Here is a 26659-nt window from a genome sequence, read left to right on the forward strand (position 1 = left end):
TACGTTCTAATCAACGTTCCAATTGTACAAGCCATAAAAAAATGTAGGATAAATCAGGCATAGTAGTTACCATAATTATATTATGGTAACTACTTAATAAGTCCCTTTTATTCATATCTAAGATCAGCTGATTCATTAGTAGTTTAAAAAGGCTTAATGACATGGTTCTTGCTCTTAACCGCAAAGTAAATATGGAGAAATAATAAAATACTCTTTATTCGTTATTTCTCTCAGTTTTCTTTGATTTTTTGCCGGTGATTTACCGGCACCACGGCCATCAAAAGTAATCATCAATGGCACCATTGACTATATGTTTAAGTTGCTCATTTGGTGTCTCCAAGATAACTGCTTCTGCGATCACGTCAACCACTTCCTTGATTCTGGACTCGACCATTTCAGAAAGTAGCTCTTGTTTTCCTTTGTAATAATTATAGAGTAAGCCTTTCGAAATCCCTGCTTGTTTGGCTATATCGCTTATAGAAGTAGCGTAATATCCCTGTACGGACTATCGATAACGACTTGATATATTGGTGAATGAAGGGCAAGCTCTAGCATCTTCTGCACTTGCAAACTCAGCCAGAGTCTGATGAAGAGTTGATTAAATACAGTCATCTCCTTATCGAGGAAAACACTAAACAGTTTGAGTTGCAATTCAAAATATTTGAAATAATGGAAGAAAAGGAGCCGGGGAAACGATCGTTATATTTTTCATCTGTGCTCCAAGGTATTATGTTGATGATATCTACCTATCCACAGAAGTTTCCAATAGAAGAAATAAAGAAGCAAATTATAAGGGAGTTTTGTAACTAGTCCATCGTTTAATCGGGGCTTATCTTGAATAAAGTTTAAACAAGGTTCTTCAACAATCGAGCGCTTTTCTGGAGTGAAAAATGCGCTCTTTTCGGGGTAGTACCAGCGAAGCTGTCACTACCCGCAATAAGGAAGAAAATTAGAAATGTAAAGGATTTTCTATTTCTGGTTGCCTTTCCTCTATTGGAATTCGTTCCATCATATTCAATTTAAAGATGCCATAAGGATTTACATGACTTTTATATTAGCGGACTCAATGCCCTCAAGTCTTCAGGTGTCATCATATCCAGCCAAGACTCCTTTAAACTCTTTAAATTCGCCCCTTTTTGTGAAATGAGGTCTGTAATCTCAATCAGATCTTTCCTAGATCGAGATAAGCGAGTTAAATCCGTTACAACAACGGTGTCTTCTGAACGAAGAAACTCCAGCATACGGTTCAGTTCCGGACGATCCCCTTTAGTTCCTGTTACTTTCTCAAAAAAGATACGTTCACATCCAAATTCTTCAAGCTGCTTTTTTTGGCGATCCAAATTTTGATCAATGGTCGAAACGCGCATGTAACCATATTTCATTTACGTCCTCACCTTTCAGCATAATTGTACCAAAACTTTCAAATAATTAATATTGTTACAAAATATTTTGTTACATATTTTTGTTACACCCATTTATGCTAGATTGATAGTTAAAGTATTCCTTTTCACGATAGGTAACAGAAATGACCGTTTTTGTTACGATAATTGCAAAGAAAAGTCTACTTTATAAAAAGTAGCGATAACCTTTTGATATTAACTTTTATGATAATAAAATTTAAAAACTCCAGTCATCCTATTCAACAATCGGACCATATAATTAAATAACTCAGAAAGAAACTGGAAATTTATGTTATTCCTAGATGAGATTGTGAAGAAAAGGTACTTAAACTATAGGAGTTTAGTTGTGCGAAATGTTTCTTTCTTAAATTGAGAATGGTTACATTACTCAGGTAAATGCTAGACAGTTCCTTTCGGAACTGAAGGGATAATATCTAAGAATCAAATGATGGGGTAACGCTCTGAAGAGTTCACTCTTAGCATTCTTGGAGATCGTTATTTTTCGACTTTTTAGAAGATGGGGATTATTTGATGCTTACCCTGCACAATAGAAAATTCCATAAATTTATATTAAAGGTAAGAGCAACTAATTACATTCTTCTATCATTAGTAACTCCAATTTACACCCCGACATAAATTGCATCTCCGAATTCTCAGCCCTACCATTAATCCCAAATATGTTTTATATGTTTTTACCTTGCTTTTGGGCTTATCCATCCTAACCGCATTAGATAGTATTACCTACCTTTCAGGACTGTTACTTTCATAAAAATCATTTTATTATTTCTAATTGTACTTATCATTTTGTGGGAAAAAATTTAAGAGAAAATGGAGGCATTAACGATAATAATATATGTACACTGTATGTAAAAACTCCATATAAAGACTTGATTTACCAGTTGAATGATATAATTTATACTATGTATGATTTTTTACCCAAAATTTTAGGAGGATTTATAAATGAGTAAAACTGTTTTAGTAACAGGTGGAGCCGGGTTTATCAATTTAGAGTATTTTGTTAGTGTAATATATCATTATTTGAAAGGTATTTTTATATGAACGAGAATATCGAATGTTTAGGATGCAGATTAGCAAATAAAAAGGAACCAATATATTTGGTGTATGAAGATGATTTTGTTTGTTGCTTTTTAGACCATGAACCTTTTAATGATGGTCATGTTCTAATATTGCCAAAGCGACATTTCAAAGATGTAGACGAACTGGATATATATACTGCTAATGCAATTATGAAAACATCTATACTAATTACCAGGTCTCTTAAGAAATTATTTAAACCTGATGGTATTACTATATGTCAAAATGGTGGGGTATTTAATGAACTATCTCATTATCACATGCACGTTGTACCTAGATATAAAAATCAATCGTTTGCAGAGTTTTATTTAGAACAACCTTTTGATAAAAAAGATGAAAAAAATAAACTATTAGAGACAAAGATCAAGCTAATAGAAATCATTAAGACAATAATATAAATTTATATTTATAAAAGTATAAAAGCTTTTAGTTTAGCACCTTTTGTTTTTGCTAACTGCATTTTGAGCCACTCCAATCATCAAAAAGTAAGCCACTTGTCCTTTTGATACTGAAAAATCTGGGATGTCTTGACAAAGAGCCTCCATAGGTATGATTTTGCTCTATTCGAATGAGCAAATACAATGGCTTCTACAAAGATAGAAAACTACCATTTTTGATATCATAAAATACGTTGAATACGGTAGATATACAACTGTAGATAAGAGCCCGATTGTGGAATAAAACTTAGATTTTTAAACGACTTTATTGCTAAAGTATCCTTTAATATAAAATTTAACAACTTTATTTGCCCCCATCTAAAAAAGGACGGGGGTATGCATGTTTGAAGTATTAAAATTAAATAACTTATTGTAATCTTGACATTTCCTTATTGCGGGTGGTGACAGCTTCGCTGGTACTACCCCCATTCGGCATGGTATGATAAAATAATTTATCTTCAAAGTCCTTTCCAAATACGTACAAAATCTTTCATTTGTACGAAAAACACCGTCCAATTTATTACTTGATCAAAATTCTTGTAATTTTCAAAACTTTCAGTGAAGTCTTTTTTTCCTTGTAAAAGGCGTACCTCCATTTTACATCAACTAAATGGAAAAGTGTTTGTATTATACTCCCCACTCCGCTAGTTCTGGAACGGAGAAGCTCTTCCTCCTTCACCTCTCCGCATCAACGATACCAGTCTTCTCTAACCATCCAGTTATACCGAAATAATTTTTTGCGCTGAAAACCTCCCTATTATAGGAATGTGGTAACAATAAAAAACTGAGTAATACTGGTCGGCTATAAATCGTCCCGGTCAGTTAATAATAGAAATCCATCAATGTTTCGTCCATTAAATCCTGTGTGAGACCTATGTAAATCATCGTATCTTTTGGATTGGAGTGATTTAAGATTTGCTGCAGTAATGCGATATCCTTGAATTTTTGGTAATGTAAATAGCCGAAAGTTTTTCGAAGGGTATGTGTACCTACATCTGGAATGTCTGCCATTTCAGCTGCTTTGTTCAAGACCCGGTAGGCTTGTACCCTTGTGATCGGTCCATTCCCTTTTCGACTTGGAAATAAATATTGTTCATTATTCAGGCCCGTTTTCCGGACATACTTCTTCACTTCCTTACGAAGTTGAGGATTGACGATGAACCGTTTAATTTTATCTGTCTTTTGCTCCACAATGACTATATGCGTGCCTTCTAGGATATCTTTCACTCGCAATTGTAAAAGATCCCCTATACGCAAACCGATGTTTATCCCAATTGAAAACATCATATAATCCCTGTAGCTGCAATATTTTAATAGTGACTTTTTCATCTTTTCTATGTGATCGAGCCGGCGTATCGGCTGGACATTCTTGATTCTTTGAGAGGTCGCTTGCATGAATGACTCATTCCCCTTTCCCCTTCTTTCATTGTACGTGAACAGGCGAAAAAAAGGCAAGTTTTTTTAATTTTAATACCCTTATAAACCTTGATTTAACGCGATTTCGAATGTATCAATAGAGGTCCTTTGTTACATTCGGAATATTCTTGCGAAATCACCCGAGAAGCCCTTAAAATCTATCAATGCCCTTTATACGTCTGTATAGACCCATATAGCCTATTTAAGTCAGTTTGGATCAATGACTCTATGGATTTAAAACAACGGCTTTAAAAACTAAATATGAAGCTCGTTTTTTTGTCTTTTTTAATATTTTTGTAAGTTAATGTATACTTTTGAATATCTCTATCATTTAATCATATTTTTCATTTTTATAAAATCAATTAAATTTACCATAACTATGTTATGTAAACATTGATATAAATTATTATTTATTACATTTGATAAAGAGAGTCTTATGTACCTCTTTATGAAATCACCTCAATCGATTAATGAATATAAAAACTGGCATCATCAATAATCTCTATATCTTTGTAAACTTGCAGCTGATCCATCAACTGGAAAAGTGCTCCATCCTTTTGTTTTGCTTCAATCATGCAATCCAATTGTGGTAAACTTCCCTTAATTTGTTGCAAAAAATCCATGAAGATTCCTATATCCACAAAGTCTGCATGTGCTCGCAATTCTTTGTCGGACCTTGGACTTGAAATATGCATTTTAGGAGGTAGTTTGGAATTACTCCAGGTATTTAATATTCGATTCCAATGATCTTTCCAATTTTCACCTGGTAACTGATGTGCAAGGTAATGGTGATAATCAAAAACTATGGGAATCCCCAATTTCTCACATAAGTAAAGGGTTTCCGTCAAAGTAAAGGTAGTATCATCATTCTCGAGAATGACCATTCTTTGAATCGATTCAGGAATCAACCCCCAATTATGAATAAACTGCTCCAAAGCCTGTACATTTTCGCCATAACCGCCGCCAACATGCAGAACACAACGATGCTCGGGGTTTACCCCTATTTTTTCTAATAAAGTATAATGCATCCTTAATGTCCTTAATGATGTCTTCAGTATATCTATATTTGAACTATTCAAGATGACGTAATGATCTGGGTGAAAATCTATCCTTATTTTTGGGTGATTTATAATGAATGATTTTAATTTAGCAAGTTCCTCTGAAATAGGATCTATGTAATCCCACTCTGGGATTTCTGGATGATTGGCTAAAGGGATGAGTTTAGAAGAAAGCCTAAAGAACTGAATATTATTAGCTTCGTTATGTATCAGTAAACGCCAACAATTATGAAGATTGGAAATTGAAATGCGTTCAAGTTTCCTTATCGCCGCATCTTTGTCCTTAATTTTCGAAAACTGAGCAAAAGTCATTGTTTGCGATGGTGAACAATTTGGCACATGAGTACTCATGGCTACATAACCTAGACGGATTAATGTCAAATTGATATCTCCTTTAATTTTTTTTGTTTATTGGAAGTATCCCATTAAATCAATTAATAAATACATATGGGGAAAAATCCATCTCTACACGCAATAATACTCAAAATAAGTAATTCCAATTTCTTCAAAACCCGTGTCACGAGGATGATGTCCTTTCAGATTATCCTGCAAACAGAGATCTAATAAATCTAGTGCTTGTTCAAGATCTGCGATTAATTTTTCTGTTGGTAGGTGTGAGTTGCAAATGAATATCTTTTAGCGGTATTGGTTTTACACGTTTATTAGGAATAAAACAAATCTCTCCTGTCAAACTCCATCCGTATATCCAATAACTCTCATCTGAGCTATTAAAGTATGTCCTATCCTAAAAATTTATCCGAACTTAATTTTGAAAAAAGGTATACGATTCACAACCACTCTATTTTTTCATATACCCACCCACTCGTTCATAATATAAGAACATTTCCTTTCCGCTTTAAAACCTTTACTATTAAGGTCGTTTCTCTGCTCTTTCTTACTAATATCACAAATACCATCTTTTAAATAGAAAATGCCCTGGTGACTTAACCCAGAGCATTATTATAAATATATATTAAATTTTACTGTTAAAGGCTTTTTACACGAACGTTCGTAAAGTGATCTGTTCCTTTATCATTATAACTTGCATATCTGTATGGATTAGATGATTCCCATTATACCCGTTTGAGAAATCTCCCTAATCTTATTGATAATCAGCTACAACAACTCTGTTTTTATCTATTAGGGTTATTACATATCACTGCCATCGTTATGATAATAATAGAGAACTTCCTGTTTTATCTTTTGTTTCCAGTTGATTACGTTATAACTGTAGGTTTTTTCCTCGTCACATGTCAGGTTGCCGTCCAGAACATACGTATTTGCCTGACTTTTGAACTGAAATGCACCACTTTTTGTTAAGATGTCTGTCTGGTTCTGGAACCACTTCTATTCTAGAAAACCCTTAATTTTTTTACTTTTCATTTCCTTAAACCTCAGGGGTTGGTGTCGGTTTGGCATATCCACTTTTGTATTTTTCATCCACTTTATTCCGAATATCTTTGATGTTCATACCTTCATTCCAATCCAATATGGATTGTGCAGCTATTTCTAAGCAAACTCCACATCTTGTACCGTGGTCATCCCAAACCACTTCCCCATTTTTCTTATTCTCATGGATAAAACAATCGTAATTGTTTTTATGGTTAGCTGATTCCCCGCAACCACAGTAACAGGGTATTTTTTCTAGTAAATCTTTATTTTGAGCAACAGCTAAATAGATCGTTTTCATCTCTTCTGGTTTTTCTGATAAGAAATCCGGTGCTATGTCCTTGCTTCCTGTCTCTTCCTGAAGGTCACCGGATACTGTATGTGCTGAATGTCCTTCATGACTGCTTTCTTTTTGTACAACACTTTCTCCTTCACTCGAACAGCCTGAAAGTATTAAAGTACCACAGATCCCCAATGTCATGGTCATTATTTTAATCTTCATTTATTCACTCCTTGATTAATTTTGATACCCCCATTTTATGTCATGGGATGCACTTTCTACAAGATAATTCACAAAAGGTACATAAACCTCCTTTTATTAAAATGAAAAAGGGTCTTAGTATCATGATATGGTCTCATTAAAATAATAAAAGAGTTTTCAATTTATTTGCTTCTGTTTATTCCCTTTCGACAAAGTAAGCGGAATAAACTAGGATGATAACAAACATTCGGAATATCAATGGAGCTTTCTGTTGCATTTGTAAAACCGTTCGATTACCGTCCAGCCTGGCCTTCGGCACTATTGATTTTTATATGTACTTTATCTGGAAAAATAATCACTCCCCTCATAAAAAAACGATATAATTCAGTTTATTACTTTCTACCCCGACATTTTTTCTCAAACGTGAGAGTACATAATGGAAGATTTAATTCCACCAATCGATTTCCTATCGAATACTGAACTAAAGTCGAAGTGAGAAACAGCATTCACTCACTTCGACTTTAGTTCAGTTAATTACAAGTTTATTTTCAATACAAGCGAACTTAAAGGGGCAACGGTTGCCTGACTCCCTTTAATCCTTTCTATTCCTTCCAGGCCCGCCCGCTGTCCATTCACTAAAACGGTCCATTCCCCTTCATAGGGAAGTGTAATACTAATCGCGTCCCAATTTGCGTTATGAATCACTGCAATTTTGTAATCCTTATGTTTTAGAGTGAAGGCAACCGCATTTGGTGGAGCATCGATGAATTGTAAATGCTCCTCAATTTCTTCCTGTGTGCTTAACCTAAAAACAGAATGGTTTTTCCTGAGCAAAATCAGCCCTTTCAAATACTCCACTTCGCGATCTAATTCCGCTCTCCTTTTCCAATCCAACCTATTAATCCAATCAGAAGATTGATAGCTATTTTCATCCCCATCTTTTGTACGCATAAATTCTTGTCCAGCATGGATCATTGGAATTCCTTGTGCCAGTAAGATAATTGCTGAAGCCAGTTTATGCATCTGTTTACGTGTTTGTTCTGTCGCATCAGGATTAGTGATGAGAAGCTTATCCCATAAAGTATAATTATCATGTGCTTCAACATAATTGATCACTTGATCTGTTTTTTTGTATGTGGCGATATTCTCATCATATTTCAAACCACCAGCGATGCCCTTTTTTATAATATCTTCCATACCTGGTTTGCCATTAATGAATCCTTTATCATGTTCATTCATCACAAATCCTTTTAAACCATCGCGGATAGCATCATTAAAATGAGCGATGCCAGGCATTTTAAAAGCATTTTTTTGATTTGCTTTCTGCTCTTGGGCCAAGGGGGTGTTCATATCCCAGCCTTCGCCCAAAACAAAAAGGGTCGGATCAATTTCTGACAGCGCCTTTTTCACTTCATTCATCGTTTCCACATCATGGATTCCCATTAAGTCGAAACGAAAACCATCAAGGTTAAATTCTTTCGCCCAATAGGTTACGGATTCAACGATGAATTTCCGCATCATTTTATGTTCAGACGCGGTATCATTTCCTACACCAGTACCATTTGATAAGGTACCGTCGCCGTTATACCGAAAAAAGTAGGTGGGAACCAGTTTATTGAAGTTTGAATCATCCACGGAATAAACGTGATTATATACAACATCCATGATTACTCGTAATCCGTGATCATGTAAGCCTTGGATCATTTCCTTTAACTCCCGGATCCTGACTTTTGGTTGATACGGGTCAGTCGAATAAGAACCCTCGGGAGCATTATAATTTTTTGGGTCATATCCCCAATTATATTGTGGTTCATTCAATTTCATTTCATTGACAGTAGCAAAATCGAATATGGGGATAAATTGCACATGGGTTACACCTAAATCTTTTATATGATCAAGACCCGTTTTCACATCCTCTGGACCTTTTGTTCCGGTTTCAATTACTCCTAAAAATTTACCTTTATGATGGATTCCACTTTCAGGGTGAATCGACAAATCCCGTGTATGCAATTCATAAATGATTATGTCCTCAGCTTTGTTGAGCGGTGGTTTATCCCGTTTCCACTTTTCAGGGTTCGTGTCCGTTAAATCTATCACGACTCCTTTATTACCATTTACCGTGACTGCACGAACATAGGGATCCACGGCTTCACTCCAGATTTCTCCCACTTTCACTTTATATGTATAAATCAATTCATCCTGATCACCGGTAAGTTCAATAGTCCAGGTTCCCTTTTCCGAACGATCCATCTGAATCTCCACTCCATCTGAATCATCCCAATGATTATAAGTAACTAGTTTAGCTTCAGATGCAAGAGGTGCCCATAACCGGAATGCCGTTTTATCCTTAAGATAGGAATTCCCCAAATCTTTTCCGTCATAGTAATAAAATTCATCCAGTTCTGCCGGATTTACTGGATTAATATTTGCAATCGGTAGGGATTCCGACTGGTTTTCGGTTTCTATATCCGCGGGTTTTCGATTATTGGTATTTTCCTCTTCAAAATAAGAAAGCGAATCTTTAATAGGTCATTCCTCCATTGAAATCCCCATATTAGAACAGGAATTTGTAATATTTATAATCAAGGTGAATCTTCCCGTATGCTATTATTCCGCAGTTTTACCCCTCAAAACATCCGCACTGCAGATTACGTTGAAAATTCAGAAATCAATCAGCGGATTTTACAGTTTTAACAACCAAATGTTCCAAGTAATTCAAGTTTTTCGGACTGGGCTATTGCTATTCTTTTTAATGTCCATAATAAAAAGTAAAATCTAAAAAAGATAAAAAAATGCCTCCATAACAGTTTTACGGTCTTGGAGGCATTTCTAGTACTCTTTATGGTGTTTTAATAATTTTCACAGAAGTACCTTCCACAATTGCAGTGAAGTTCTTAACTTCAGGCTGCTCAAAGATAAAGTCAGTGATGCTGTCTTCAAGTTGTTCTTGAAGAACTCGGCGGAGTGGTCTCGCTCCGAAAGTTGGATGATAACCGAGTTCAATTAGCCTTTGTTTCGCTTCATGAGTTACATCTAAAGACAAACCATTTGCTGCAAGTGTTTCATCAAGCTCTTGAATCATGATATCAACGATTTGAAGAAGATCTTCTTTCTTCAAATCTGAGAATTCAATGATATTATCAAAACGGTTCAAGAATTCCGGTTTGAAGAAACTGCCTAATGATTGGAGGATTGAAGCTTCTTCTACAGCTGTACTTGTACCGAATCCCATTACTTTTTGTTTTTCACCGACTCCAGCGTTACTCGTCATGATAATCACGGTATCTTTAAAAGATACGGTCCTGCCTTGACTGTCCGTTAACCGGCCATCTTCCATGATTTGAAGGAACATATGCATTACATCTGGATGAGCCTTTTCTATTTCATCCAATAAGATAATACTGTAAGGTTTGCGGCGAACTTTTTCAGTCAATTGTCCCGCTTCTTCGTGACCAACGTATCCAGGAGGCGAACCGATTAATTTAGAAACACTATGTTTCTCCATGAATTCACTCATATCAAGACGGATCATCGCTTCCTTGTCCCCGAATAATTCCTCAGCAAGAGTTTTTGCCAATTCGGTTTTACCGACACCGGTTGGACCAACAAAAAGGAAAGAGCCGGTTGGACGTTTTTTGGATTTTAGCCCGGCACGACTTCTTCGGACGGCCTTAGAAACCTTTTTGACAGCCTCTTCCTGCCCAATAACTTTTTTCATAAGTTCCTCTTGAAGATTGACCATTCTTTCTTGCTCATCTTCTTGTAGCTTACCTACAGGGATACCAGTCTTTAGTTCGATGATATTTTGAATATCTTCAATGTTAACGGTTGGCTTAACTGCATTTTCTCCAGCCTGCAAAGATTTTTCCAGTTTTTCTTCTTCATCACGAAGAACGGCAGCTTTTTCGTAGGCTTCTTCTTTTAAGGCCTTTTCTTTTTCTTTAAAGATTTGCGCCAAGCGCTCTTTCGTATTTTCTACCTGGCCGTCTTCAATAGTCAAGTTCAACTTTGAACCTGCTTCATCCATCAAGTCAATTGCCTTGTCCGGCAAGAATCGATCTTGAATGTATCGGTTAGAGAGTTCCACAGCCGCTTTTAGCGCTTTCTCACTATATGTGACTCCATGGTAAGATTCATAACTTTCTTTTAAACCTTGTAAGATGACCAATGCCTCAGCTGTTGTCGGCTCATTAACCTGTACAGGCTGGAAGCGTCTCTCAAGGGCACCATCTTTTTCAATTTTCCTATATTCGGATAAAGTGGTGGCTCCGACAAGCTGAAGTTCTCCGCGTGCAAGTGCCGGTTTTAAGATATTTCCTGCATCCATGGATCCTTCGGCTGACCCCGCCCCCACAAGTTGGTGAATTTCATCAATGAATAATATGACATTTTTTCTTCCCTGTAATTCACTGATCAATTGCTTCATTCGTTCTTCGAATTGACCTCTAATTCCAGTATTCGAAACAAGTGACGCGACATCAAGCATATATACCAGCTTATTACGTAATTTACTAGGCACTGATCCTTCAACAATGGCTAAAGCCAGACCTTCAGCAATCGCTGTTTTACCTACTCCGGGTTCACCAATTAAAACTGGATTATTTTTATTGCGTCTATTAAGGACTTCGATGACACGTTTTATTTCTTCATTTCTTCCGATAACCGGATCAATCAGTCCTGCTCTAGCAACATCGGTCAGATTGCGGCCATACTCTTCAAGTAATCCTCCGCCATCATTGTGTTCAACGGAATCTGATTTAGGAACTTCATTATAATTAAATGGATTGAATGAATTTAGGGGTCCATTAAATTGGAAATTCGCTGTATCCATTCCCCCCATCGCTGCACCAAGTTTACTTCGCTCTTCTTTATAACAAGTGGAGCACAGTTCAACTTCATGCTCCTGACCATTCATATTAAGATGTACTTGAATATTAGCTTGGTTTACATGGCATTTTTCACAAAGCATGTAGTACTCCTCCTTTAATATTGGTAATTTCACAAAAAACTTTGACCTTCTTTGACTTTCTGTCTTTATTATACATTGACCTTCTTTGACTTTCAATAATTTTGTCTGGGAATTTTTTTGAAATAAATGAGAAACTCCCTCGAATTGGTTTGCTAAGCATATTAAACTATCCATTTCCAGTCAAATAAAAAGATTCTATGCCCCTAACAAATTCAATTAATTATTGATTCCCCACTTTAGGAAGCACCATATCTTAAACCTTAACAAAACCCTTTTTGCAGGAAAAACTTACGCTAAACAACCGATAATAATCATCTATCCCTTCCACTATTTAAAAAACAAAAAAGAGACTTCGTTAAGTTCTCTTGCAGACTGAAGACAAACTTGATAAATAATTGAGTTTGTCTCCAGTTTTTTTGAGGGGTTGTAAAATTTGAACGTTGAGCACTCGCTTTGCGCCTGCGGGGTGTCCCTGGGACGTGCTTTTCCAGCAGGAGTCTCGCACAGCCGTTCCAATCAACTTTGAGTATTATAACTTAAACATGATTCTATTCAGCGAGATCAACAGGTGCCAGCGAACCATTTAGTTCGTAAAACGCAGTACGACATTGAAGAGTTAGATAAGAACATGGCCTATCATTGGTTCTTAGGTTACGGCTTTCATGATAAAGTACCTCACTTCTCTACCTTTGGAAAAAACTACGACCGTCGCTTTAAAGATACAGACCTGTTTGAACAGATTTTCTACCGCATACTTAAACCTTCTACTTTAAAAACCTGAGTGGGCGTAGGGATTGGATAGAGTTTGAAGTCTTGGGCTTAAATGAATATTCACCTAAGAAATTAACGTGTTCCCATCCCAAAGGAGATATATGAGGAAGTAATTCCTCTTTAATACAAGGAAAAACAGGTATTGTAATATACCCCAAATTAATATATACTACATTACAACAGTAATGCACTATATCTGAAGGAGGCGGAAACAATTCTAAATACGGATAGTACTAAGCCTATTTATGTGCAAATTGCAGATTGGATTGAATCGGAAATTTTAAATGGACATTTTGAAAGTGACGAAAAGGTGTACTCACAATACCAAATAGCTGAAATGTATACGATCAATCCTGCAACTGCAGCAAAGGGCCTCAATCTTCTGGTGGACGAAAATATCCTGTATAAAAAGCGAGGACTTGGTATGTTTGTCGCTGGTGATGCAAAGGAAATCATCATCTATAAACGAAAAAACCAAACATTGAAGCGATTAGTACGGGAGTTGGTTTTAGAAGCTAATCGGTTACAAATAAGTGAAGTAGAATTAATCAAAATGATAAAAGTGGCAAATAATCAGGAGGCTGAACAATGAGGGTGATTGAATGTACGGATTTAACGAAAACTTATTTAAGGAAAAATATTTTAGATGAGCTCTCTTTTTCAATTGAAGAAAATAAAATAACGGGATTAATCGGTCGAAATGGAGTTGGAAAAACGACCTTGCTTAAAATTATTGCGGGGTTCATCAAAGAAACGTCAGGGCAGGTCAAGGTTTTTTCTGAAAGACCATATAACAGCCTGAACGTCTCTATAAACTCCATCTTTGTGGACGATCAAATGAGTTTTCCATCAGCCATACCACTTGGTGAAATATTAACAGTGGCGGGGAACTTCTATCCAAATTGGGATAGTAAATTAGCTAAGCGCTTGCTTGACTATTTTTCTTTTGATCCAAAATCTTATCACAATCGGCTTTCGAAAGGAAAAACAAGTACCTTTAATATGGTTATCGGCTTAGCATCCCGTTGTCCATTAACAATTTTTGATGAACCCACTACAGGAATGGATGCGGCAGTAAGAAAGGACTTTTATCGAGCAATGCTTAAGGATTATATCGCTTATCCCCGTACTATTATTCTATCTAGCCATCACTTGGATGAAATTGAGGATTTACTGGAAGATGTGTTACTCATTAAAGATGGGAAGAAACATTTCCGAATGTCAATCTCTGAGTTAAAGGAATGGGCAATCGGATTAAAAGGAACAACGGAAGAAGTACTTAATTTAACGAATGGAAAGGAAATCCTTTTTAAGGAATACTTAGGTGTGAATACGATGTATGCAGTTGTAAAAAATGATTTTTCTGAGTCCTTACTTAAAAAAGCTCGCATTGTAGGAGTGGAAATCTTAGCCGTTAAACCAAGTGATTTATGTGTTTACTTAACCAGTGAAACGAAAGGAGGAATTGATGATGTCTTTAACAAAAGTTAATTTGAAGGAAACAGTAAAAAAACAATACTTTTTTAAGCTAAAAGCAAATATAGATGCTTTTAGTTCACTCATAGGAATCCAGTTATTAGCGCTTCTCTTTTCAATTGGTGGTGTTGGCTCAGTTGGAATGGGAGGAAGCAACATTAATGTTAATATAAAATACTATTCTGCAGATTTAGTCATTGGTTTCACAATGATATGGGCTTTCGTTACAGCGATTACAATAACTACGAAACCATATAGAAATCATGATTTTACTTTCGTAACCAATCGCCTTAGTAGTAGTCTATCGAATATTCTCTTTTTATTAACGGCAAGTATCGTTGGGAGTATCACTGCCATTCTGGCTGGGGATTTGTTGAAAGTCTTAGCTTATATTTTGCTTGATGAGCAGATTTATAGCATTCATGCTGGACTACAAGAACTTGTTATGGGTATAGGTGTAACAATTTTTTATGTTTTCTTTGTTACCTCCATTGGCTACTTTATTGGGACACTAGTCCAAGTAAGTAAATTGTTTATCATTCTTATTTCTGTTTTGTTTTTTGGAACACTATTTCTTGAGGCCTCAATGCAAAAAGAGCCTTTTCTCGTAAATGTATTTACATTTTATACGATGGAATCGACGCTTTCTCTATTTATTATCAAAGTGATTGTAACGGTTGCTGTATTTTTTTCAGCTGCTATAAGCATCTTGAATCGAATGGAGGTAAGACGATGAACGTTATGACAGCAATATTGCCGATAGTCATTCTGATTCTTATATTTGGTGTTTTCATTTTTATGGTTAGGTTTGCCGGAAAATTTGCCACTCCCAAAGTAACTCACTGGCTTCTCTTCATCTATATAGGCGTACTACTTCTAAGCACGGCTTTTGTCCCTTTCATCATTGATGGTCCGATGAGTCAGAAAGGAATGGAAAAAGTGGTGGATACAGACCGAGAATTAAGTGATTTATATTCGAAACTTAATAAGGGAGAGATCGACCAGATTGATGCTAAGTATTTAATGAAAGAAAGTAACTTTAGTAATCACGAAAATCAAACAATAAAGGTCGAGTCTAGCAACGATGACGGTTCACAGATTTTTGTAGAAAGAAAAACAAATAACGATGACACGATTGAAGCTTTCATTTTTGGCAATGGATTAATAATAGACGGTTACGATTTTTCTAGCATATTGAAGCCTTATCATCTCGAGTTAATGGATGATACCCTTACCATTAATCTTCCTCAACAACAAGATATTAATCTTATAATAACTAAAGCTGATTTTCCAATACGACAATTTACAGGTGAATCGATCATAAATCCATCTTTCAGTACCGACCAAGGCGTTTATTTACGAATACCCAATAATCTTGAGTTAATAGCTGATGATCATGTTTTTCTTGAATTTATTGAGAAGTAAACGAATGATTGAAAAGACCTAAATAATGACCTCGTAAAGGTCAACTATTCTCTATTACGGCTTCAAATCCAATAAAAAAACAAAAAGGTTTCGGAATGAGAACATTCCGAAACCTTTTTGTTTACAAGAGACTTCATTAAGTCTCTTGGTATTTTATAAAAAGTTGATTTTCTTCTATTATATACGTTTGGCACCAATATACTTTGGCTTCCAATAACTATTATTGGTTTTAGCGTATGACACTCCTTTAGATGATGAAGAGTGAATGAATTCATTGTCTCCTATGTATATAGCTACATGTGTAGGTTTTCCGCTTTATTTGGAGCAAAAAACATTAAATCACCTTTTTGTAGGTTTTTAACTGTCTTTCCTTATATATATATCCGCGGCAGTCCTAGGTAAATTCTTACCAGCCTTTTGATATGAATATTTTACTAAGCCGGAGCAATCAAACCCCGATGTAGAAATACCACCCGTTTTATATTTTGTACCTAATTCACTTTTTGCCACTTTAATCGCTTTTGTATGATATGAAGCAGCTTCCACTTGGTCCTCAGCAAAGGATACTGTTCCAAGCATAATAGCCAATGAAAATCCTACGACAATTTTCTTAAACAATTAAATCCCCCCTGAGGTGATTTGCTAAACCTAATATACTTGAATAGGTATAACATTCGCATCAAAGGATCTTTACAATATTGTTACATTTAGTAGATATAGGAAGAATGACCATATAAAAGATAAAAATAAGTCGAATCAGGAATCCAACATTCACTCTTAGCGAAGTTTCATGCAATCTTTCACGAATGATTAACCTTTTTAATAGTTTAGCATTCTTATAAAAAAAGACAGTGGTACTAGAAAACCACTGTCAAAATTCTTTTGTTGAAAATGGAAGAAATAACTTTACCCCACGTTTATTAAAAGGTAAAAATTTCATATCTGCAATTAAATGACTTATGTATCCTAATATACAAGTAGTGAAAATTCCGTCAATCCCAATGGATGCTTCGAATTGAAAGGCAATAATGCAAAAGAAAGCGATCCCGGTAATCGAATGAGTGTAACTTCTATGTGGTGTAAAGGATGCTAGGATAATATAGGCGCCTAACAGCCACAACCAGTTTTCCTGCAAAGATAATCCCCCGCCTAAAACCGCTAATCCGGTAAGTGTCAGCATATGCCTTTGTGTAATGAATGATGAAATAATGATGATTCCGATTCCTGCCCCCACACCCAGCCACTTTTCCGTTTCAATGCCCTCCAAAACACTATAAATGATCATTAAAATCCCAATCGTTTGTGCTAGCGTTCGGATAAACTTATGTGAGAAGGTAATCCTATTACTTAACTTCCCATCAATATCCATATCGGGCATAAGGCCTGAAATCCCCCCGATGCCAACCAAGAATAAAGTGGTGGTTGGATCTGTTTGAAGTGTGTTTGCCGTTAAAAATCCAACTGTTGCCCCTATTGCCATGTGTGCTGTTCCGTTCACTGTCTCTCTCCTGTCCATCTAAGAAGTAATTTAGTTCCCGAGAAACGAATGTTTGTTCGAATCCCTACATACTAACTATACAATAATTTTGGTGAGATTTCTTTAATTCTTTTAAAAAAAACAGGAGTAGTCATTATTTACAACATAAAAAAAACTTATGCTTCTTAAGTTTCATAGGGCTCGTTTATTTTTAGATTGCTTTTATTTACTTTTTTCCTGAATTGAAATCATTTCTTCAATAATGTCTATAGTTGCATTGTTTAAGGAAATTTTCATCCTAAGTCCGCAAAATATTTTTCTTTAAATTAAGGTTTTCCGTGAAATTTTATCCATAATATGAATATACTAATCTATAAGGGGAGTGATTCAGATAGCTTTTTTAAATGCCTTCGATAATTTTAAAAAAGGGAAAAAGTCTAAGAAAATAAAGAACATGGATTTTCGGGAACAGAACGTAAATAAATCGTCTGAGCTCATTGGAAATAATGTAATTGTACAAAATATTATTAACAATCACCTTTCCAAAAAAAATAACCACTTGTAGGGTGGTTTTTTTATTTTTTATTGGAAGCGCCTACATTTTTCTCGCTCTCGCCATAAATATAGTTATACTGCAAATAGTAATCATATATGACATTTTGCAGAATCTTAAGTAGTGATTTATCAAATGTATCGAATTCAGTTTGATAACTATTTAAGACAGTGACAAATTTCCCGTCCATGTTTTCAAAATAATGGAGAAGAAAATTCTTGTAATATTCACTATCACTATTGCTTTTATTCGTTATGCACGGATCACCGGTTTGGATGGACTTATCAAGCATCGATTTGATGGATTTAGGCAGCTTCGCTTTCTTGAACTGGTTCAAGCTATAGATATCATAGGTAAAGGAAAGTCCTAACTGATTGGAATAAAAGTCCATAGCACTGTCCAATGTATAGATTAAGGGGGTTTTAAAGTCCTTGCTGTTGGCAATTTCCTCTGATATTTCCAATTGATATTCCTCAGATGTTAAATACGCAGCAAATTTCATTTTCGAACTGCTCACGCTGAATACCTCATATACAGCTGCATCTTGTTTTTCAATTTCAATTTCGATATTAAAAAACTTAAAGTGCTTTAAACGGTAAAAAGCAATCGGTGCTAATAGGAAAAGCAGTATCCAGACAAGGTAAAGAAATAACGTGTTAAAGATAATTTGATAAAATTCTGACGTTACTATCGGCTCGATGATTAATGTAATCAATGTATTTTCAAAGCCCTCAGAAATAGGGGGATTCTGTGTAATTACCGGATCAACAGCTTCCTGTGGCTTATTCCATGTTTGGATACCTAAATGAGACATCGCAACAAGCGTATAAACAAAAATTAAAATAGTTCCAATCACATATAATTTTGGCATGAACCCTATAATTCTGTCGAAAACAGAAATCCGCTTATCTTTCTGCTCTATAGCCAATGTGGTTGCTCCTTTTAAGATTAATAAATGCAGGAAAAGTCCTACAGGGACTGAGAAGTTCCTGGAGACTACCTATTTAATTTATATGTTTGTAATTATGTGAAAATACGTAAAAATTGTTTATTGATTGACATATGCCAAAATACTTTCGACGTTTTCATTAAAATCAAAAAAATTTCGTCATTCAATAAAAACCCATCCTCTTCATTCGTGGAATGTAAAGGATGGGCTAAAAGTTTAAGGTTTATTTAGGATGACCCTTTATCGCAAAGTCTTCTACCTTCCTTAAAAATAGATCCATGGCTTTTGATGCTTCAAAGTCTAACTTTTTCACGATTGAAAAAGGTCTTATAATAGGTTCATTTTTCAAATGGAAAGTTTTCAATTCATTGGATTTCAATTCTTTTTGTACAGTCAAACGGGATAACAAGGCAATGCCAAGTCCAGCCATCACCGCTTCTTTCACTCCTTGGATACTGGTGAAAATAAAGCTTTTCTTTATGGTTAGTTCCAGACCGCTCAGAAGTTTATCCGAATATGTACGGGTCCCCGATCCTTGCTCCCTAAGTACCCATGTTTGGTTTTGGAGCAATGTACCCTCTATGATATCCATCTGTGAAAGTGGATGAACGGGGGGGACGACGACAATCATCTCATCATTCATGAAGGGGCAGACATCTATATCCCTATATTCCGTTTCCCCTTCAATTAAACCTATATCAAGCTTATTCGAGCGTATTCCTTGAATGACTTCATTAGAATTCGATATGATGATTTGAATGTCCACCATCGGATATTGAGCAGAATATTCCGCCAAAACTTTTGGAAGGTAGTATTCCCCTATGGTGAAACTTGCACCTATTTTCATCGTCCCGCTAACCACGTTATTAAAATCATTTATTTCTCTTTTTGCTGTCTCATAATGATTAAGCATTTGCTTTGCATGTCTATATAAAATTTTTCCAGGCTCTGTTATTTGAACTTGTTTGGGAGAACGATAAATTAATTTTGTTCCTAACTCATTTTCCAGATTCCTTATATGGAGACTGACTCCTGGCTGTGACAGGTTTAGAATATCCCCAGCTCTAGAAAAGTTTTTCTGTTCTATCACGGTTACGAATACTTTTAAAGGATCCATGGTTACCTCCTTATTTACCTATGCATTTTATTTTATCATAAGTAGAAGTAATCATTGAAATAGCAAAAATATATTTCACTTATTTTTAATTAAGCTTTAAAGTAAAGGCATCAACAAAGATGGAGTGATCACATTGGAACGAACAAAGGTTGAAACTAGAAAACTTGGCTTTACAAAAGGAATAGCTTTAACTTTGCTAATTGCCATTGCAGCTAAATACTTAGCAGAACTTCCATTCCTTCATATAATGGGACAGCTAGTCATTGCGATATTGATTGGTGTTGTCTGGAAATCAATTATTGGCGTACCCGCTTACGCCGTCGCTGGGACAAATTATTCAAGTAAAGTCCTTTTGAGAATGGGCATTATCTTATTGGGGATGCGCTTGAACCTGAAGGATATTTTTAATGCCGGCCCGAAAACGTTTGCTGTTGGAGCCATTAGTTTAGTATTTGCTATATTGGTAGTTTATGGATTGGCCCGTCTATTTAAAGTTGAGAAAAAGCTAAGTTTACTAACAGCTTGTGGTACAGGAATTTGTGGAGCTGCTGCCGTCCTGGCAATTTCCACACAAGTTAAAGCAAAAGAAAAAGATACAGCAATCGCTGTAGCGACGGTTGCTGTTTTAGGTACAACCTTCACTTTCGGTTACACGATCCTTTACCCCTTATTGGGGTTATCAGATCCAGGTTACGGTATATTTTCGGGTGCGACACTACATGAAATTGCTCACGTCATCGCTGCTGCAGCACCAGGGGGAAATGAGGCAGTCGACTTGGCAGTCATGGTCAAATTGACTAGGGTGGCCCTGCTCATTCCCGTTGCCCTTTTAATTGGATTCATCATGAATTGGAAAGAGCGATCAACAGATAAGGGAAAGAGATTTTCCTGGAAGTCCATTCAGGTACCGTGGTTTATTTTGGGATTTCTATTAATGAGTTCCCTCTATTCTACAGGTGTAGTTCCTGACCTTATAGCCGATAAACTTGTTATGCTTTCCTATATCCTCATGGCCATGTCGATGGCAGGGCTTGGCTTGAACATAGACCTTTTGACCTTTAAAAGATATGGCGGGAAACCATTCGCGGCCGGCCTGATAGGCTCCATTTTATTATCGGTCCTCGGATTCGCATTAGTTCACCTTTTTCATTTGAATTAACAGGAACTAAACAAGCATCCCTTGAATGGGTACTTCGGCTTTTAACAAACTCATTGAGCTTGTCTACAATCCGAGCCGGATTCCACATTGGAATCCGGATTTTTTACATTAATTTTCTTCACGTTGCATGACCTGTTCCAGCCTCTATCCTAAAAGAAGTAATTTTTACTTCTATTTTTGATTTCATTTACTTAAAAAGCGAATATTTAATTATAGTCCGCAAATGAAACAAACGCATTAATTAGCCCTAACACGATATTTAAAATATTAAAAATTAAAATTATTGTACTGATACGATGCACTGTAAGAACCTCTACTTCTTTATCTTTATAGCGATCAAAACAATCCATAAAACAATTGCTCCTATAGATTAAATTAAAAGTTAAATATACAATTTTAAAAATAGCCAACTTTTCAAAATACCTTCCCTTCAATGCAGCTTTTTTTCATTATTTCTATTACTCTACAAATCCTTGCATTTGTTTCAAAAGCAAAGATTTCCAAAAATTAAATCAACGCAAATAGTGTTGCGAATATATTGCAGCAACACTATTTATCGCATGCTTCTTTAATTTCTGCCAAGCGTCTGTATATCCACTGTTAATCATTAATCACCATTCGCTATATCTCAATGTAATACTACCAGAAATACTAAGTTGTCAGGAACGAAAGGCATAAACTCCTGCATAGGATAGACGCCGAGAAAGATCCTGGACCGCCTCTGGATAAGCAAGTGCCAGCAGTGGAATGAAATCTTTAACGTACAAATCCTCCAATACTGTTGGCAATCCGAACCTTCATGCAGAGTGAAGTGAAATGAAACGGCGAAGTCCAAACCTCCAAAACCGAGAGGAATTGAAAAATTCCAGCTTCGTTTTAATGCTACGTGGAGTGTAGGAATAATAATACTAAAAAAATGTAGACAAACTCCATTATAGCGAGTTTGTCTACATTCAAGCATTCTTTAGACGCGATTTTTCTCTTTTGGATGGGGAACATTGGCACCATAAAAAATTTCGTCCATCTCCGTTTGAAGCCTTTCTATTATTACCTGCCTTTCTTCTGTATTCAGCTTTTCCTCTGTATAACCGAATAAGTAATTATTAATATCGAATCTTTTCAGCTTACATTTTGTATGGAATATATTTTCCTGGTATACATTCACATCAATCATGTCATATAAACCCTTTACTTCATCAGGAATATAGTTTTGAATGGAATTAATATCGTGATCAATGAACAATTTTCGTCCATCTTTATCTCTCGTAAACCCTCTTACACGGTAATCAATCGTGATAATATCGGTATCGAAGGAATGTATCAGATAATTAAGGGCTTTAAGCGGTGATATTTCTCCACAAGTAGAGACATCGATATCGGCCCTGAATGTGCTAATGCCTTCATTTGGATGGAATTCAGGGTATGTATGAACGGTGATATGGCTCTTATCCAGTTGCATGACCAAATTATCGGGTAAAGGCCCTGGTGATTCCTCATAAGTTCCAGTAGGTACTTCGACAACAGGACCTTCTGAAACAAGAATGGTTACACTGGCGCCTTGAGGGACATAATCCTGTTTGGCCGTATTTAAAACGTGTGCACCTATTAAATCAGAAACGTTGTGCAAGATTTTCGAAAGCCTTTCTGCATTATATTGTTCATCGATATAATCCAGGTAGGCCTCTCTCTCTTCCCTGGTTTTTGTGTAGCAAATATCATACATATTAAAACTTAGAGATTTCGTAAGATTATTAAAGCCGTGAAGTTCAATCCGCTGCTCTGGTGTAAGTTTCATGATTGATTCCCCTTATATTTTTTTACAACTATCCTTATAGTTACCCTTTTTCTGAAATAAAAAACTAAGCCGGTCAGTCTCTGCTTGCACCTTTTAATCGGCAATGGTTATGTTCTGGCTAAGAAACCTAAGAAAGAGCCATTGCAATAACATGCAATGGCTCTTTCTTTGTCCTGATTTGTTTTAGGCAGCATGAATTTTTTTCTTTTTTATCGGTGAAAGAATTCGTTCTAGCCATCCGAGTAAAAGATCTGAGAGAATGGCCATCAATGCCGTCGGGATTGCTCCTGCAAGTATAATGGCAGTTCCATTTGAAGCATTCGTTCCCCTGACAATGATATCCCCCAGTCCGCCTGCGCCTACGAATGTACCGACCGCGGTTACTCCAATTGCAACGACAAGCGCTGTACGTAAGCCAGCCATGATGACAGACAGAGATAATGGCAGTTCGACCATTCTTAGTAACTGGAGCTTCGTCATCCCCATTGCCTTGCCCGATTCTAAATAAGCATGATCGATACTTGTAATTCCGACATAAGTGTTCCTCAGGATTGGCAGTAAGGAATATAAAAACAATGATAAGATAACTGTATTTGTTCCTAACCCCATCACTAACATAAGGAGAGCAAGCATAGCCAATGCTGGTGTGGTTTGTATAACATTAGTTATGGAAAATACCCAATTACTCAATTTCTTATGTTTTGCGATGAAAATCCCCATCGGGATGGCTACAATTGCAGCAAATAAAACTCCATAAGCGGACATTAAAAAGTGGCGATAAAACTCAGTAAGTACATACATCCAATTTTGGGAATAATAAGTTCCCAGCTGTTGCAAGGTTTCCATTAGTGTGCACCTCCCATTTATTCAAAGTATTTATGTGCTTTAAGGAATTCCGATGCTACGACCGATGGTTCCTTCAAGTTCCCATCCACTTCATAGTTCAGTTCCTGCATGGTTTCAGTAGTGATTTCACCAATTAACTTGTTAAGCTCTTCTTCAATTTCAGGATATCGTTCCAATAATTCTTCGGTAACGACCGGTGAACAGTCATATGGAGGGAAATATTGTTTATCATCTTCCAAAAGCTTCAAATCATTAACCTTAATCCGTCCATCTGAGGAGTATGCAAGGACAATATCCATCTGACCATTTTTGACTGCATCGTATACCAAGCCAATCTGCATCGGATAAGTTTCCCCAAATTCCAATCCATATGTATCGACGAACCCTTTATAACCATCGCCTTTTCTTTTCAGCCAAGCACTGTCTACACCTAACCTTAAATTATCTGCATCCTTTTCCAAATCCGATATTTTCTGATACCCCTTTTCCTCTGCCAATTCATTTGAAATCGTAAAGGCATAGGTGTTATCGAATCCGTATGAATCAAAAAATTTGAAACCATATTGTTCTTTGAATTCCCTTTGAACAACTTCCATTGCCTTTACTGGATCCTTTTCAATTTCCTGTCCCAGGACACTCGTTAAATCCGTCCCTGTATATCGAGTTGCGGCTATATCTATATCACCGCTCTCCATCGCTTTTTGCTGAACGAAATTGGAACCTAGATTTTTAATGATTTTCGTATCAACTTCCGTATTCCTTTCAAGGAGTTGAGCAATCATGTTCGCCAAAATCTCGGATTCGGTCATACTTTGGGCACCGATCTTTACAGTAGTTTCAGAAGATGACCCCAATCCAGGTAAAGAACAGCCACTAATGAATAATGAACAAACTAAAAGGGTCATGAAAATTGTACGTCTCATTTTTTTATACATGGTATTCCTCCTCAAGCAACTTCCTTCATACCTTTTAATCCTTTTGGTACGACTTTTCGTTCAATGATCGAGAATACATAATCCACCAGGATAGCCATAATAATTACAGGAACTGCACCTGCGACGATATATTCTGTTTGGTATAAATTCAATCCGATAAAAATGTAATCTCCAAGACCTCCTCCTCCAATAAAGGAAGCTAAGGTTGCCCAACCAATTAAATAAACGGAAGCTGTACGGATACCAGCCATAATGACGGAAAGTGCAAGCGGGAATTCAACCAGACGAATCCTCTCCCAGCTTGTCATCCCGATGCCGCGACCGGATTCCAGCAGATTTTCATTTACGCCTTTAATACCTGTGTATGTATTCCTAAGTATAGGTAAAACAGAATAGAAAAATAACGCAATAATTGCGGGTGTTTTCCCTACGCCGAGGAAAGGAATGAAAAAGGCTAGGACTGCCAGGCTCGGCAATGTCTGCATAATGTTTGCAATTCCGATTATTATGGATGCGCTCCTTTTCATTCGGGTCAACAAAATGCCTAGTGGTACGGCGACTATTATTCCAAGGAAAACAGCGATCATGGATATATATAAGTGCTCCCATGCCTTATAAATAAATTCTTGCCAGTTCGTTTGTAAAAAATCGAGCAATGTTGCCATCACATACACCTCCTAAAACATTTCTGCCATTTCTGCCACTTGATTTTCTTCCTCTCCCCATATACTGTCATATACGATGTCTACCAATGTCGCCCTAGTGACAATTCCGACCAAATGTTTATTCTGGTCAACAACAGGCACATATTTGAATCCCCGTTTTAATATCTTCTGAACGGAATCACGGATTAAAGAATCCTGCTTCACTGAATAGACTTCGGTATTGATGACTTCGCTGATAAATTTTGCTTTTTTTCGGTATTCACTGATCGTTTCAATATCTACGTACCCTTTCAAAACATTTTGCTCATCGACCACAAGTAAAGAATCGACCCTTTTCTTGCGCATTATCGTAATAGCATCCGTAAGGGATTTTTCCTCAGTAATGGATATGGGATTACGGCTCATGATTTGTTCTACCAACTCAACATTAGGTCTTGTTTGAAGCAATCGATCTTTACCGATGAATTCTTCCACGAACTCATTGGCTGGGTATCTGAGGATTTCATCCGGTGTTCCCACTTGGACGATTTCACCAGCCTTTAAGATGACGATCCTGTCGGCTAGCTTAATGGCTTCATCCATATCATGGGTAACAAAAACGATTGTTTTATCAAGGGTGCGCTGCAGATTTTTAAATTCCTCCTGAAGGGCATCGCGTGTAATTGGATCTAGTGCTCCAAAAGGTTCATCCATTAAAATGAGTGGGGGATTTGAAGCAAGAGCTCTGAGAACGCCTATCCTTTGTTGCTGCCCGCCGCTCAATTCGTATGGATACCTTTCTAAATACTCGGGTCCCATATCGACAAGCTGAAGCAATTCCAGTGCACGTTCTTTTTTCTCCTGGTCATTCCACTTAAGAAGTTTTGGAACGAGGGTGATATTTTCAAGAATCGTCATGTGAGGGAAAAGTCCGATTTGCTGGATTACGTAACCGATCTGTCTTCTTAACTCGACTGGATCTTTATCCATTATATTTTCCCCATTAATAAGTATTTTACCTTCAGATGGTTCGATTAGGCGGTTAATCATTTTCATTGTCGTTGTTTTACCACATCCACTTGGACCAATGAAGCAAATGAACTCTCCTTTTTTTATATCCAATGATATATTCTTTACAGCTTTCTTTCCTCCCTTATAGATTTTCGATACATTTTCAATTTTTAACACAATAAAGCACCTCCATCATTCGCATGCAATTACAAATTTTACAAATATGTTACTTTTTTATATGCACAGTCTCTTATAC

At 36.4% G+C, this 26659-nt stretch carries 19 protein-coding genes and 5 pseudogenes; 7 read left to right on the plus strand and 17 right to left on the minus strand.

Translation table 11 applies throughout. The features are described 5' to 3' along the window. Positions 1-403: 403 nt before the first annotated feature. Both ACQKKK_RS16455 and ACQKKK_RS16460 read right to left on the minus strand, forming a co-directional pair. A pseudogene (locus ACQKKK_RS16455) lies at positions 404-487 on the minus strand (TetR/AcrR family transcriptional regulator); the annotation flags it as partial. 598 nt (positions 488-1085) lie between these two features. Beyond that, positions 1086-1382: pseudogene (locus tag ACQKKK_RS16460) on the minus strand (recombinase family protein); the annotation flags it as partial. A gap of 1073 nt (positions 1383-2455) precedes the next feature. Between ACQKKK_RS16460 and ACQKKK_RS16465 the strand changes: the two are divergent. After that, positions 2456-2893, plus strand: coding sequence for an HIT family protein (locus ACQKKK_RS16465; protein WP_427617356.1), 438 nt, complete (start codon positions 2456-2458; stop codon positions 2891-2893). 861 nt (positions 2894-3754) lie between these two features. Here the strand turns inward: ACQKKK_RS16465 and ACQKKK_RS16470 are convergent. The 5 genes and pseudogenes from ACQKKK_RS16470 to ACQKKK_RS16490 all read right to left on the minus strand — a co-directional run bounded on the left by ACQKKK_RS16470 (position 3755) and on the right by ACQKKK_RS16490 (position 12245). Then, positions 3755-4327 (minus strand): site-specific integrase, encoded by a 573-nt coding sequence (locus ACQKKK_RS16470; RefSeq protein ID WP_427617358.1) that lies wholly within the window; start codon positions 4325-4327, stop codon positions 3755-3757. Positions 4328-4815: 488 nt separating this feature from the next. After that, entirely contained in the window at positions 4816-5787 is a 972-nt protein-coding gene (gene uvsE, locus ACQKKK_RS16475; RefSeq protein ID WP_427617359.1) for a UV DNA damage repair endonuclease UvsE, read from the minus strand. A gap of 1006 nt (positions 5788-6793) precedes the next feature. After that, on the minus strand, positions 6794-7297 hold the full coding sequence (locus tag ACQKKK_RS16480; RefSeq protein WP_427617361.1) for a PCYCGC motif-containing (lipo)protein: 504 nt from the start codon (positions 7295-7297) through the stop codon (positions 6794-6796). A gap of 513 nt (positions 7298-7810) precedes the next feature. Then, positions 7811-9802: pseudogene (gene pulA / locus ACQKKK_RS16485) on the minus strand (type I pullulanase); the annotation flags it as partial. A 313-nt stretch (positions 9803-10115) separates the two neighbouring features. Beyond that, complete coding sequence (locus tag ACQKKK_RS16490) at positions 10116-12245, minus strand: ATP-dependent Clp protease ATP-binding subunit (protein ID WP_427617363.1); 2130 nt, start codon at positions 12243-12245, stop codon at positions 10116-10118. Between the two features lie 613 nt (positions 12246-12858). Between ACQKKK_RS16490 and ACQKKK_RS16495 the strand changes: the two are divergent. From ACQKKK_RS16495 to ACQKKK_RS16515, 5 genes and pseudogenes are all read left to right on the plus strand, one after another. Further along, a pseudogene (locus ACQKKK_RS16495) lies at positions 12859-13005 on the plus strand (transposase); the annotation flags it as partial. Positions 13006-13230: 225 nt separating this feature from the next. Continuing rightward, positions 13231-13608, plus strand: coding sequence for a GntR family transcriptional regulator (locus tag ACQKKK_RS16500; RefSeq protein ID WP_427617462.1), 378 nt, complete (start codon positions 13231-13233; stop codon positions 13606-13608). Further along, entirely contained in the window at positions 13605-14507 is a 903-nt protein-coding gene (locus ACQKKK_RS16505; protein WP_427617365.1) for an ATP-binding cassette domain-containing protein, read from the plus strand. Before ACQKKK_RS16500 ends, ACQKKK_RS16505 begins: the two co-directional genes overlap by 4 nt. After that, a complete protein-coding gene (locus ACQKKK_RS16510; RefSeq protein ID WP_427617367.1) occupies positions 14485-15228 on the plus strand; it encodes a hypothetical protein in 744 nt (247 codons plus the stop codon). The genes ACQKKK_RS16505 and ACQKKK_RS16510 overlap by 23 nt, the downstream gene beginning before the upstream one ends. After that, a complete protein-coding gene (locus tag ACQKKK_RS16515) occupies positions 15225-15917 on the plus strand; it encodes a hypothetical protein (protein ID WP_427617369.1) in 693 nt (230 codons plus the stop codon). Before ACQKKK_RS16510 ends, ACQKKK_RS16515 begins: the two co-directional genes overlap by 4 nt. A 177-nt stretch (positions 15918-16094) precedes the next feature. Here the strand turns inward: ACQKKK_RS16515 and ACQKKK_RS16520 are convergent. The 4 genes and pseudogenes from ACQKKK_RS16520 to ACQKKK_RS16535 all read right to left on the minus strand — a co-directional run bounded on the left by ACQKKK_RS16520 (position 16095) and on the right by ACQKKK_RS16535 (position 20013). After that, positions 16095-16496 (minus strand): annotated as a pseudogene (locus ACQKKK_RS16520) (C40 family peptidase). Between the two features lie 292 nt (positions 16497-16788). After that, positions 16789-17415 carry a metal-dependent hydrolase gene (locus ACQKKK_RS16525; protein ID WP_427617371.1) on the minus strand — a complete coding sequence of 209 codons (627 nt, stop codon included), beginning with the start codon at positions 17413-17415 and terminating at the stop codon, positions 16789-16791. 554 nt (positions 17416-17969) lie between these two features. Beyond that, complete coding sequence (locus tag ACQKKK_RS16530; protein WP_427617373.1) at positions 17970-18875, minus strand: hypothetical protein; 906 nt, start codon at positions 18873-18875, stop codon at positions 17970-17972. A gap of 244 nt (positions 18876-19119) precedes the next feature. Continuing rightward, positions 19120-20013: a selenium metabolism-associated LysR family transcriptional regulator gene (locus tag ACQKKK_RS16535; protein ID WP_427617375.1), complete on the minus strand. Its 894-nt coding sequence runs from the start codon at positions 20011-20013 to the stop codon at positions 19120-19122. Between the two features lie 133 nt (positions 20014-20146). Between ACQKKK_RS16535 and ACQKKK_RS16540 the strand changes: the two genes are divergently transcribed. Then, the gene (locus ACQKKK_RS16540; RefSeq protein ID WP_427617377.1) at positions 20147-21172 is read left to right on the plus strand and encodes a YeiH family protein; all 1026 of its coding nucleotides are present in this window, start codon (positions 20147-20149) and stop codon (positions 21170-21172) included. A gap of 659 nt (positions 21173-21831) precedes the next feature. Here ACQKKK_RS16540 and ACQKKK_RS16545 read toward each other — a convergent pair. From ACQKKK_RS16545 to ACQKKK_RS16570, 6 genes are all read right to left on the minus strand, one after another. Next, entirely contained in the window at positions 21832-21960 is a 129-nt protein-coding gene (locus tag ACQKKK_RS16545) for a hypothetical protein (RefSeq protein ID WP_427617379.1), read from the minus strand. 176 nt (positions 21961-22136) lie between these two features. Further along, a complete protein-coding gene (gene speD, locus ACQKKK_RS16550; protein WP_427617381.1) occupies positions 22137-22967 on the minus strand; it encodes an adenosylmethionine decarboxylase in 831 nt (276 codons plus the stop codon). A gap of 183 nt (positions 22968-23150) precedes the next feature. Further along, positions 23151-23813, minus strand: coding sequence for an ABC transporter permease (locus ACQKKK_RS16555; RefSeq protein ID WP_427617383.1), 663 nt, complete (start codon positions 23811-23813; stop codon positions 23151-23153). Between the two features lie 17 nt (positions 23814-23830). After that, on the minus strand, positions 23831-24748 hold the full coding sequence (locus ACQKKK_RS16560) for an osmoprotectant ABC transporter substrate-binding protein (protein ID WP_427617385.1): 918 nt from the start codon (positions 24746-24748) through the stop codon (positions 23831-23833). 11 nt (positions 24749-24759) lie between these two features. Then, a complete protein-coding gene (locus ACQKKK_RS16565; protein ID WP_427617387.1) occupies positions 24760-25413 on the minus strand; it encodes an ABC transporter permease in 654 nt (217 codons plus the stop codon). Positions 25414-25425: 12 nt separating this feature from the next. Then, a complete protein-coding gene (locus ACQKKK_RS16570; protein WP_427617389.1) occupies positions 25426-26580 on the minus strand; it encodes a betaine/proline/choline family ABC transporter ATP-binding protein in 1155 nt (384 codons plus the stop codon). Positions 26581-26659: the final 79 nt, after the last annotated feature.

Source organism: Peribacillus sp. NPDC006672 (assembly GCF_050274955.1).
Taxonomy (GTDB): Bacteria; Bacillota; Bacilli; order Bacillales; family DSM-1321; genus Peribacillus.